Raw genomic sequence first — 10,852 nt, 5'->3', positions numbered from 1 at the left:
GGCCGTGGCCTCGTGGCCGGGCACGGTCGGCAGCAGGGTGCCACCCACCTTGGCCAGGCCGCGCGTCGCGTGGGACGCGACGGCATACACCTGCGTCTTGTGCTTGCGGAAGGCCTTGCGCAGGCGCAGGAAGACGATCGGGCTCTCGTCCTCGGGCTCGAAGCCGACGAGGAGGACGGCCTTGGCGGCCTCGAGGTCGGCGTACGTCACGGCGCCGCTGGCGGGACCGGTCGCGGCAACGTGCTCGGCGAGGAAGGCGACCTCCTCGGCCGAGTGCGGCCGGGCACGGAAGTCGACGTCGTTCGTGCCCAGCACGACGCGGGCGAACTTGCCGTAGGCGTACGCGTCCTCGGCGGACACGCGGCCGCCGACGAGCACGCCGGCGGTCCTGGCGCGGGACAGTCCGGCAGCCGCAGCCGCAAGGGCCTCCGGCCAGCCGACCACCTGGAGCTCGCCGCTCTCGTCACGCACCATCGGCAGCTGGATGCGGTCGGGCAGCGTGGCGTACGTGAAGGCCCACCGGCCCTTGTCGCAGTTCCACTCCTCGTTGACGGCTTGGTCCTCGGCCGCCATCCGGCGCAGCACGACGCCGCGACGGTGGTCGGTGCGGATGGCGCAGCCGCTCGCGCAGTGCTCACAGACCGACGGCGTCGACACGAGGTCGAACGGGCGGCTGCGGAAGCGGTAGGCGGCGCCGGTCAGCGCGCCGACCGGGCAGATCTGGACGGTGTTGCCCGAGAAGTAGCTCTCGAACGGCTTGTCCTCGTAGATGCCGATCTGCTGCAGCGCGCCCCGCTCGACGAGCGCGATGAAGGGGTCGCCGGCGACCTGGTCTGAGAAGCGGGTGCAGCGCGCACAGAGCACGCAGCGCTCGCGGTCGAGCAGCACCTGCGAGGAGATGTTGACCGGCTTGGGGTAGGTGCGCTTGACGTCCTCGAAACGCGACACCGGGCGACCGGCGCTCATGGCCTGGTTCTGCAGGGGGCACTCGCCGCCCTTGTCGCAGACCGGGCAGTCGAGCGGGTGGTTGATGAGGAGCAGCTCCATGACGCCCTGCTGCGCCTTGTCGGCGACCTTGGACGTGTGCTGCGTGTTGACGACCATGCCCTCCGAGACCGTCATCGTGCACGACGCCTGCGGCTTGGGCATGGGTCGGACGTTGCCCTCGCGGTCGGGCATCGCGACGTCGACGAGGCACTGGCGGCACGCGCCGACCGGGTCGAGCAGCGGGTGGTCGCAGAAGCGCGGGATCTCGATGCCCACGGTCTCGGCGGCCCGGATCACGAGCGTGCCCTTGGGCACGCTGACGGGCACGCCGTCGATCGTCAGGCCGACGTGGTCGGGGTTCGGGGGCACCTGCGCGTTGCCGCCCTGGTCGACGGCGTTGCCGCCTGCGGACGGGGAGGTCGTGACGGTCATGCGGACACCATCCCGCTGGACTCCTTGGTCGACGTGGGGGCCGGGACCGGGAAGAGCACCGACCGCTCCGGCGGGAACAGCTCGTGCGCCGGGGTGTGCATGCCGGCCTCGAACTCCTCGCGGAAGTACTGGACGGCCGACGTGATCGGGCTCGTGGCCGCGTCACCGAGCGCGCAGAAGCTGCGGCCGAGGATGTTGTCGCAGATGTCGACGAGCTTGGCGATGTCGTCCTGCGTCCCCTCGCCCGCCTCGATGCGGTTCATGATCTGGCGCAGCCACCACGTGCCCTCACGGCACGGGGTGCACTTGCCGCAGGACTCGTGGGCGTAGAAGTCGGTCCACCGGGCCACGGCGCGCACGACCGAGACGGTCTCGTCGAAGACCTGCAGCGCGCGGGTGCCGAGCATCGAGCCGGCCGCGGCGACCGAGTCGAAGTCGAGCGGCACGTCGAGGTGCTCCTCGGTGAAGATCGGCGTGGACGAGCCACCGGGCGTCCAGAACTTCAGCTTCCGGCCGCCGCGCATCCCACCGGCGAGCTCGATGAGCTCGCGCATCGTGATGCCGAGCGGCGCCTCGAACTGGCCGGGGTTCGTGACGTGGCCCGAGAGGCTGAAGATGCCGAAGCCCGTGGACTTCTCGGTGCCCATGCCCTTGAACCAGTCGGAGCCCTCGAGGATGATCCCGGGCACCGAGGCGATGGACTCGACGTTGTTGACCGACGTCGGACGGGCGTAGAGGCCCGCGGCGCCGGGGAACGGCGGCTTGAGGCGCGGCTGGCCGCGTCGGCCCTCGAGCGAGTCGAGCAGGGCCGTCTCCTCACCACAGATGTAGGCACCCGCGCCGGCGTGCACGGTGATGTCGACCGTGACGCCCTTGCCGCCGACGTTGTCGCCGAGGTAACCGGCCGCGCGGGCCTCCTCGACGGCGCGCAGCAGGCGGCGGTAGACGTGGACGACCTCACCGCGGAGGTAGATGAAGGCGTGCTCGCAGCCGATCGCGTAGGACGCGATGATGACGCCCTCGATGAGCGCGTGCGGGTTGGCCATCATGAGCGGCACGTCCTTGCACGTGCCCGGCTCGGACTCGTCGGCGTTGACGACGAGGTAGCGCGGACCGCCGTCGGGCGGGCTCATGAACGACCACTTCATGCCGGTCGGGAAGCCGGCGCCGCCGCGGCCGCGGATGCTCGAGTCCTTGACGGCGTCGATGATCGCCTGCGGCTCCATGTCGAGCGCCTTCACGAGGGCCTTGTAGCCGTCGTGGCGCTCGTAGGTCGCGAGGGTCCAGGACTGCGGGTCGTCCCAGAACTTCGTGAGGATCGGGGTCAGGGTGTCGGTCACTTCGATCCCTCCTTGCCGTCGGCCGTGGATGGGCGCGGGCCGCTGCTGCCGCCCGTACCCGGCGCGACCCAGCCGCGCTCGTTGGCGATCTTCAGGCCGAGCAGCGACGCCGGCCCGGCGCCCACGCCCTCGTCGGCGCGACCGTCCTCGAAGCCCGCGAGGACCCGCGAGACCTCCTTGAACGTGCAGACCTTGGCGGCTCCGCGCGTCGGGGCGACGTCCTTGCCGGCGCGCAGGTCCTCGACGAGGCCGATGGTGCTCTCGGGCGTCTGGTTGTCGAAGAACTCCCAGTTGGCCATGACGACCGGCGCGTAGTCGCACGCCGCGTTGCACTCGACGCGCTCGAGGGTGATCCTGCCGTCCTCGGTCGTCTCGTCGTGACCGATGCCCAGGTGCTCGGACACCCGGTCGAAGATGAGGTCGCCGCCCATGACGGCGCACAGCGTGTTGGTGCAGACACCGACGGTGTAGTCACCGTTGGGGTGGCGCTTGTACTGGGTGTAGAAGGTGGCGACGCCGCTCACCTCCGCCTCGGTGAGGTCGAGCACCTCGGCGCAGAAGCTCACACCACGGCCCGTGACGTAGCCGTCGACGGACTGCACGAGGTGCAGCAGCGGCAGCAGCGCGGAGCGCTTCTGCGGGTAGCGCGCGATGACCTCGGCGGCATCGAGGTGCAGCTTCTCGAGGACGTCGGCGGCATACGGCGCCTTCGACTCGGGGCTGACGTGCAGGTGGCCTGAAGCGTCGTGGCCGCTCAACGGTCCACACCTCCCATGACGGGGTCGATCGAGGCCACGGCGACGATGACGTCGGCGATCTGGCTGCCTTCGCACATCGCGGCCACGGCCTGCAGGTTGTTGAAGCTCGGGTCGCGGAAGTGCGCGCGGTAGGGGCGCGTACCCCCGTCGGAGACGAGGTGGCAACCCAGCTCGCCCTTGGCCGACTCGATCGCCACGTAGGCCTGGCCGGGCGGGACGCGGAAGCCCTCGGTGACGAGCTTGAAGTGGTGGATCAGGGACTCCATCGAGGTGCCCATGATCTCGCGGATGTGGTCGAGACTGTTGCCGAGACCGTCGCTGCCGAGCGCGAGCTGGGCCGGCCACGCGATCTTCTTGTCCTCGACCATGACCGGCCCCTCGTTGGCCTGGAGCCGGTCGGTGGCCTGCTCGATGATCTTCAGCGACTCGTACATCTCGTCGATGCGGATCCGCAGGCGGCCGTAGGCGTCCTGGCTCGTGCGGGTCTTGACCTCGAAGTCGTAGGTCTCGTAGCCGCAGTAGGGGTCGAGCTTGCGCAGGTCGTGCGGCAGACCGGTCGACCGGAGCACCGGGCCGGTGATGCCGAGCGCCATGCAGCCCGCGAGGTTCAGCACGCCTACGTCGACGGTGCGGCCCTTGAGGATCGGGTTCTCGTTGAGGAGCGCCTCGAGCTCGCCGAGGCCGCGCCGCAGTTCGGGCACCATCTCACGCAGCGCGTCGATCGAGCCCGGCGGGAGGTCCTGGGCCACGCCGCCGGGGCGGATGTAGGCGTTGTTCATGCGCAGGCCGGTGATCATCTCGATGACGCGGAGCAGCCGCTCGCGCTCACGGAAGCCGACGGTCATGACGGTCGTCGCGCCCATCTCCATGCCGCCGGTACCGAGACAGATGAGGTGGCTGCTGATGCGGGTCATCTCCATCATGAGCACGCGGATGACGCTCGCGCGCTCGGGGATCTGGTCCGTGATCCCGAGCAGCTTCTCGATGGCGAGGCAGTAGGCCGTCTCCTGGAACATCGGCATGAGGTAGTCCATGCGCGTGCAGAACGTGACGCCCTGGACCCAGTTGCGGTACTCCATGTTCTTCTCGATGCCGGTGTGGAGGTAGCCGATGCCCGCGCGGGCCTCGGTCACCGTCTCGCCGTCGATCTCGAGGATGAGGCGGAGCACGCCGTGGGTCGAGGGGTGCTGCGGCCCCATGTTGACGACGATGCGCTCCTCGCCGAGCGAGGTGGCCTCGTCGACGAGGTCGTTCCAGTCGCCGCCGGCGGCGTTGAAGACGTGGGCACCCTTGGCGGCCTGCTCGTCGGCCACGGACGTGGCGTAGACGTCGTTGGCGCCGGGGTCCGGCACCTCGGTCTGGGTGAACTCGGTGTGTGTGCTCATCAGGTGTACGACCTCCGCTGGTCCGGCGGCGGGACGGTGGCGCCCTTGTACTCGACGGGGATGCCGCCGAGGGGGTAGTCCTTCCGCTGCGGGTGGCCCGGCCAGTCGTCGGGCATCATGATTCGGGTGAGGGCGGGATGTCCGTCGAACTCGATGCCGAACATGTCCCACGTCTCGCGCTCGTGCCAGTCGTTGGCCGGGTAGACGGAGACGATCGACGGGATGTGGCGGTCGTCGTCGGGGCAGCTGACCTCGACGCGGACCCGCCTGCCGCCGTGGGTGATCGACAGGAAGTGGTAGACGGCGTGCAGCTCCTCGCCGACGCGGTTCGGGTAGTGCACTCCCGAGACGCCGGTGAGGATCTCGAAGCGCAACGAGGCGTCGTCGCGCAGCACGCGGGCCACAGCCGGGAGGTGCTCGCGGCGGACGTGGATCGTCATCTCGCCGCGGTCGACGACGACGCTGGCCACGGCCTCGGCGTAGGAGGCGGTGCTCCCCACCAGACCCCGCTCGAGGTTGTCGGCGATCTCGTCGAAGTAGCCGCCGTAGGGGCGCTCCGAGGCACCGGCGATGAGGATGGGCCGGACGAGGCCGGAGTAGCCGGTGGTGTCGGGACCCTGCGTGGCCCCGAACATGCCGCGGCGGACGCCGACGACCTCGGGCTCGGCCGGCGTGCGCTCCTGCGCGAGCTCGACCTCGTGGGGCGTGAGGCCCGAGGACTGGTCCTTCGTGGTGTCGGCGTTCACGTCGCCCTTCCGGTCGCCGTCACTCATGCGAGCAGGCCCTTCATCTGGTGCGTCGGCGTCGCGGAGAGCGCGGCGGCCTCGGCGGCCTTGGCGGCGTTCTCCCGGTTGGCGCCGAGCGGCGAGGTCTCGATCTGGTGGTGCAGCTCGATGATCGCGTTGAGGAGCATCTGCGGGCGGGGCGGACAGCCGGGCAGGTAGATGTCGACCGGGATGATGTGGTCGACGCCCTGGACGATGGCGTAGTTGTTGAACATGCCGCCCGAGCTGGCGCAGACGCCCATCGCGATGACCCACTTGGGGTTGGGCATCTGGTCGTAGACCTGGCGCACGACGGGAGCCATCTTCTGGCTCACTCGTCCCGCGACGATCATGAGGTCGGCCTGGCGCGGGGTCGCCGAGAAGCGCTCCATGCCGAACCGGGCGATGTCGTAGTCGGGCGTGCCCACGGCCATCATCTCGATGGCGCAGCAGGCGAGGCCGAAGGTGGCCGGCCAGATCGAGGCCTTGCGCATGTAGCCGGCGAGGCCCTCGACCGTCGAGAGCAGGAACCCGGACGGGAGCTTCTCTTCGAGACCCATTGCTTACTCCTTAACCTTCCTGATGAAACCCGTGGACGTGCGCCGCTGGTGCGGCGTCATCCGGGGTCAGTCCCACTCGAGCCCGCCGCGACGCCACACGTAGGCGTACGCGATGAACACCGTGACGATGAACAGGACCATCTCGACCAGCGCGAAGAGGCCCAGCTTGTTGAAGGCCACCGCGAACGGATAGAGGAAGACCGACTCGATGTCGAAGATGATGAAGAGCATCGCCGTCAGGTAGTACTTGATCGGGACGCGCCCACCGCCGGCCGCCTGGGGCGACGGCTGGATGCCGCACTCGTAGGCCTCGAGCTTGGCGCGGTTGTAGCGCTTGGGCCCGACGACGAGCGAGGTGAAGACCGACAGCGCGGCGAACGCGAAGCCGAGCCCCAGCATGAACAGGATCGGGACGTAGGAGTTCATCCGAGGTCACGTGCCTTTCGGTCGTGCGTGGCGTGCATGGCAGGGGCTGCGGGGGCGGGAGGGGCGCAGGTGCGCGGCGCACCCATCCTAGGGGCGTACGTCTCGATGGTGCTCGGCGTCACATTCGCGCCCGCGCAGGGGTGGCTCATGCGCTGGGCGCCAGTCGCGAGAGGGTGGTGATGAGTCGGTCGCTCGCGCCCTTGCTCGTGGGGTCGGCGAGGTTGGCCATGATCTTGAGCAGCAACGGCATGAGCTTGGTGCGCGGCAGGCCGTACTTCGTCGCGAGCCGCATCACCTCGGGGTTGCCGATGGCGTGGGCGAACCAGCGACCGAGGGTGAAGTAGCCGCCGAGCTCGTCCTTCATGACCTTGGGGTATGCCGCGAGCACCCGCTCGCGCGCGGCGTCGCTCGGGCGTGCCATCGCCTGGGCGACGAGCTCGGCGCCGAGGCGGGCGGCCTCGAGGGCGTAGTCGATGCCCTCGCCGTTGAAGGGGTTGACCATGCCGCCGGAGTCGCCGACGAGCAGCAGACCGTCGCCGTAGAGCGGCGTGCGGTTGAAGCCCATCGGCAGGGCGGCGCCGCGGATCGGGCCGGCCGACTCGTCGTGCTCGAGCTGCCACTCGGGATTGATGTCCTCGACCCAGCGGCGCATGACGTCCTTGAAGTCCGTCTTCTGGAACGCGGACGTCGTGTCGAGGGTGCCGAGACCGACGTTGGTGCGGCCGTCCTCGAGCGGGAAGAGCCAGCCGTAGCCGGGCATGAGGATGCGGTTGCCGGCGTCGTCGCGCGTCCAGAGCTCGAGGTGGCTCTCGAGGTAGTCGTCGCGCTTCGGGGTCGTGTAGTAGGCCCGCACGGCGATGGCCATGACGCGGTCCTCGCGCTTGGGGCGACCGACGGCTGTCGCGAGGCGGCTCGAGACGCCGTCGCTCGCGAYGACGACCGGGGCGCGGTAGGTCACCGTCTCACCGGTGGCGCGGCCCGCCTCGTCGACGCGCTTGGCCGTGACCCCGGTGACGCGACCCGAGCCGTCGCGCACCGGAGCGGAGACGCTCGTGCGCTCGTGGAGCTGGGCGCCCCGGCTCACCGCGTGGCGGGCCAGGGTCTCGTCGAGCTGCGCACGGGTGCGGACCATGCCGTAGCCGGGGAAGGCGTCGGACTCGGGCCAGTCGAGCTGCAGCGTGTGGCCGCCGCCCTTGATGCGCAGGCCCTTGGTGCGCTGCCAGCCGGTGGTGTCGACGCCGAGGGAGATGAGCTCCTTCGTCGCGCGGGGCGTCAGGCCGTCGCCGCAGATCTTGTCGCGGGGGAACGCCGACTTCTCGAGGAGGACGACGTCGAGACCGTGGTCCGCGAGGTAGGCGGCCGTCGCGCTGCCACCCGGGCCGGCACCGACGACGATGACGTCGGCCCGCTCGACGGGTGCACCGCCGCCCCCTGAGGGGCTGGGCGCGACGCTCGAACTGGTCATGTCTCCCTGCACGCTTCCGAACCGCTTGTGAAGAACTTCACGAACTCTCCGGCGAGTCTATTCCCGCGGTTTCGTCCTTGTCAGATAAGGCATACCTAACTGTCGACAACCCCACCGTCGAGAGGCCACGTCTTGCCGCTCCTCCACCGTCGAAAGGCCACGTCTTGCCGCCCCCAACACGTCGAGAGGCCACGTGTGGTCGCGAGCCAGCGACGTGGCATACGCAAGAGGGTCGTATGCCGTCAGCGCTTGGTCCCGTGGTGGAGCGCCACGATGCCGCCGGTGAGGTTGGCCCAGCCGACCTGCTGCCAGCCGGCGGTCTCGACGATGCGCGCCAGCTCGCCCTGCGGCGGCCACGCCCGGATCGACTCGGCGAGGTAGACGTAGGAGTCGGGGTTGCTCGACGTGCGGCGGGCCACCGGCGGGAGGGCCCGCATGAGGTAGTTCGAGTAGACGGTGCGGAAGACCTTGTTGACCGGCTGGCTGAACTCGCAGACGAGGAGGCGCCCGCCCGGCTTGGTGACGCGGAGGAACTCGCGCAGTGCGGTCTCGGGGTCGGCGACGTTGCGCAGACCGAAGCTCATCGTCACGACGTCGAAGCTCTCGTCGGCGAACGGCAGGCTCATCGCATCGGCGGCCGTGAAGGCCATGTCGGGGCGGCGGCGGCGACCGACCCGGAGCATGCCGAGCGAGAAGTCGGCCGGCACGACCTCGATCTCCTCGTTCGCCCACGGCTCGCTGGAGGTGCCGGTTCCCGCGGCGATGTCGAGGATGCGCTCCCCCGGCTTGGCGTCGACGGCCTTGACGACGGCGCGGCGCCAGAGCCGGTCCTGACCGAGCGAGAGGACGTCGTTGGTCACGTCGTACTTCTCGGCGACGGTGTCGAACATCGACGCGACGTCGACCGGCTTCTTGTCCAGGTGCGCACGGGTCATGCGCTCATCCTCGCACCCGCGACAGGGGTGGCGTCCGTGGCACCGGCGGCGGCGTGACGAGGTTCGCGGGCGTTCGGTCGTAGAGTTGCCACCGATGTCCACGCTGCCCGCCCCTGGAGCGCCGTCCCCCTCAGCGGGACCGACGGTCGTCGTCCGCACGGTGCCCCTCGAGGCCGCGGACTCCCTGCTGGCCTTCCTGCCGGCCGGCCTGCCCCACGACGAGCTGCTGTCGTGGGTGCGCCGTGGTGAGGGCCTCGTCGGGTGGGGCTCGGCGCTGACGTTCGAGTCGCAGGGCGAAGACCGCTTCCACGAGGCGGAGGCGTGGTGGCGTGGGGTCAGCGGACGCGCGGTGGTGCGCGACGAGGTCGAGCGGCCGGGCACGGGGCTCGTGTGCTTCGGCTCGTTCCCCTTCGCCTCGGACTCGGCCGAGTCCGCCCGTCTCGTCGTGCCGTCGACGATCGTCGGCCGCCGTGACGGGCAGGGGTGGCTCACGACCGTCTCACTCGAACCACAGCTGACCCTGCTCGAGAAGCCCTCTGTCGCAGGCGAGCCCGAGGCGCCGCGAGACGTGGCTTTCGCCGACGGCCGGGTCTCCCCCGCCGCCTACGCCCATGCGGTCGCCGAGGCCGTGCAGCGCATCGGTGCGGGTGAGGTCGACAAGGTCGTCCTCGCCCGCGACCTCGTGGCGACGGCATCGGGCCCCATCGACCCCCGCTGGCTGCTGCGCCGCCTCGCCGAGCGCTACGAGAACACCTGGGTCTTCTCGGTCGCCGGCCTCGTCGGCGCCACCCCGGAGCTGCTCGTGCGCCGCGACCAGGGCCTCATCACGTCCCGGGTGCTCGCCGGCACGATCCGCCGGACCGGTGACGACGCGAAGGACCTCGCGCTCGCCGCCTCGCTGGCCCGGTCGTCGAAGGACCTCGAGGAGCACGAGTATGCCGTCCGCTCCGTCGCCGAGGCCCTTGCCCCGCACTGCTCCTCGATGAACGTGCCCGAGGCCCCGTTCGTCCTGCACCTGCCCAACGTCATGCACCTCGCGACCGACGTCGCCGCCGTCAGCGCCGACGACGCCTCGTCACTGACCCTCGCCGCGTCGCTCCACCCGTCGGCTGCCGTGGGCGGGACCCCGACCGACCGCGCGGTCGAGCTGATCGGGGAGCTCGAGCAGATGGACCGCGGCCGCTACGCCGGGCCCGTGGGCTGGATGGACGCACGCGGTGACGGCGCGTGGGGCATCGCCCTGCGCAGCGGTGCGCTCGACGCCCAGGACCCGTCGCAGATCACGCTGTATGCCGGGTGCGGCATCGTCGCCGGGTCCGACCCCGAGTCCGAGGTCGCCGAGTCCGACGCCAAGCTCATCCCGATGCGCGACGCGCTCGCGGACGACTGACAAGGGGCTGGGGCGACCGTGACCGGTGACCGGACTGCGCCGCAGCTCGCTCTGCGCGTGCTGCAGCAGCTGTGGCTCGGCGGTGTGCGGGACGTCGTGCTCGCGCCGGGCTCACGCTCGGCTCCCTTCGCCCTGGCGCTCCATGCCGCCGACCGCAACGGCGACCTGCGGCTGCACGTTCGCGTCGACGAGCGGTCGGCGGGATTCCTCGCGCTCGGTCTCAGCACCGGGTCACGACGACCGGTCGCCGTCGTCACGACGTCCGGGACCGCCGTCGGCAACCTGCTGCCGGCGGTCATGGAGGCGCACCACACCGGGCGGCGCTTGGTGGTCGTCAGCGCGGACCGGCCCGACCGGCTGCGCGGCACGGGCGCCAACCAGACCACCGACCAGGCAGGGATCTTCGGGAA

Annotated in this window: 11 protein-coding genes; 2 read left to right on the top strand and 9 right to left on the bottom strand. The window is 70.5% G+C overall.

What is annotated here, in order from left to right; all coding sequences use genetic code 11:
* The 9 genes from AC1DP0_RS11010 to AC1DP0_RS10970 all read right to left on the bottom strand — a co-directional run.
* A partial coding sequence (locus AC1DP0_RS11010; RefSeq protein ID WP_478084551.1) for an NADH-quinone oxidoreductase subunit G occupies positions 1-1,419 on the bottom strand: 1,419 nt, incomplete at its 3' end.
* Complete coding sequence (nuoF, locus tag AC1DP0_RS11005; protein WP_478084550.1) at positions 1,416-2,759, bottom strand: NADH-quinone oxidoreductase subunit NuoF; 1,344 nt, start codon at positions 2,757-2,759, stop codon at positions 1,416-1,418. The genes AC1DP0_RS11010 and nuoF, both read right to left, overlap by 4 nt.
* Positions 2,756-3,517 (bottom strand): NADH-quinone oxidoreductase subunit NuoE, encoded by a 762-nt coding sequence (nuoE, locus tag AC1DP0_RS11000; protein ID WP_478084548.1) that lies wholly within the window; start codon positions 3,515-3,517, stop codon positions 2,756-2,758. Before nuoE ends, nuoF begins: the two co-directional genes overlap by 4 nt.
* Positions 3,514-4,902, bottom strand: a complete 1,389-nt coding sequence (locus AC1DP0_RS10995; protein WP_478084546.1) for an NADH-quinone oxidoreductase subunit D — start codon at positions 4,900-4,902, stop codon at positions 3,514-3,516. Before AC1DP0_RS10995 ends, nuoE begins: the two co-directional genes overlap by 4 nt.
* Entirely contained in the window at positions 4,902-5,675 is a 774-nt protein-coding gene (locus AC1DP0_RS10990; RefSeq protein ID WP_478084544.1) for an NADH-quinone oxidoreductase subunit C, read from the bottom strand. Before AC1DP0_RS10990 ends, AC1DP0_RS10995 begins: the two co-directional genes overlap by 1 nt.
* On the bottom strand, positions 5,672-6,226 hold the full coding sequence (locus AC1DP0_RS10985) for a NuoB/complex I 20 kDa subunit family protein (RefSeq protein ID WP_478084542.1): 555 nt from the start codon (positions 6,224-6,226) through the stop codon (positions 5,672-5,674). Before AC1DP0_RS10985 ends, AC1DP0_RS10990 begins: the two co-directional genes overlap by 4 nt.
* A gap of 66 nt (positions 6,227-6,292) precedes the next feature.
* A complete protein-coding gene (locus AC1DP0_RS10980; RefSeq protein WP_478084540.1) occupies positions 6,293-6,652 on the bottom strand; it encodes an NADH-quinone oxidoreductase subunit A in 360 nt (119 codons plus the stop codon).
* A 145-nt stretch (positions 6,653-6,797) separates the two neighbouring features.
* Positions 6,798-8,117, bottom strand: a complete 1,320-nt coding sequence (locus tag AC1DP0_RS10975; RefSeq protein WP_478084539.1) for a geranylgeranyl reductase family protein — start codon at positions 8,115-8,117, stop codon at positions 6,798-6,800.
* Between the two features lie 242 nt (positions 8,118-8,359).
* Complete coding sequence (locus tag AC1DP0_RS10970) at positions 8,360-9,052, bottom strand: demethylmenaquinone methyltransferase (protein ID WP_478084537.1); 693 nt, start codon at positions 9,050-9,052, stop codon at positions 8,360-8,362.
* A 94-nt stretch (positions 9,053-9,146) separates the two neighbouring features.
* Between AC1DP0_RS10970 and AC1DP0_RS10965 the strand changes: the two genes are divergently transcribed.
* A complete protein-coding gene (locus AC1DP0_RS10965) occupies positions 9,147-10,442 on the top strand; it encodes an isochorismate synthase (protein ID WP_478084536.1) in 1,296 nt (431 codons plus the stop codon).
* Positions 10,443-10,460: 18 nt separating this feature from the next.
* A partial coding sequence (locus AC1DP0_RS10960) for a thiamine pyrophosphate-binding protein (RefSeq protein WP_478084534.1) occupies positions 10,461-10,852 on the top strand: 392 nt, incomplete at its 3' end.

This window comes from Terrabacter sp. P5_B1 (assembly GCF_056400505.1).
The sequence above is the reverse complement of the archived record's forward strand: the minus strand, read 5'-3'. Positions and strand labels throughout refer to the sequence as shown.

Coding starts and splice junctions, on each gene's coding strand:
- AC1DP0_RS10995 (WP_478084546.1), bottom strand. CDS start 4,902: ATGAGCACACACACCGAGTTCACCCAGACCGAGGTGCCGGACCCCGGC.
- AC1DP0_RS10990 (WP_478084544.1), bottom strand. CDS start 5,675: ATGAGTGACGGCGACCGGAAGGGCGACGTGAACGCCGACACCACGAAG.
- AC1DP0_RS10985 (WP_478084542.1), bottom strand. CDS start 6,226: ATGGGTCTCGAAGAGAAGCTCCCGTCCGGGTTCCTGCTCTCGACGGTC.
- AC1DP0_RS10980 (WP_478084540.1), bottom strand. CDS start 6,652: ATGAACTCCTACGTCCCGATCCTGTTCATGCTGGGGCTCGGCTTCGCG.
- AC1DP0_RS10970 (WP_478084537.1), bottom strand. CDS start 9,052: ATGACCCGTGCGCACCTGGACAAGAAGCCGGTCGACGTCGCGTCGATG.
- AC1DP0_RS10965 (WP_478084536.1), top strand. CDS start 9,147: ATGTCCACGCTGCCCGCCCCTGGAGCGCCGTCCCCCTCAGCGGGACCG.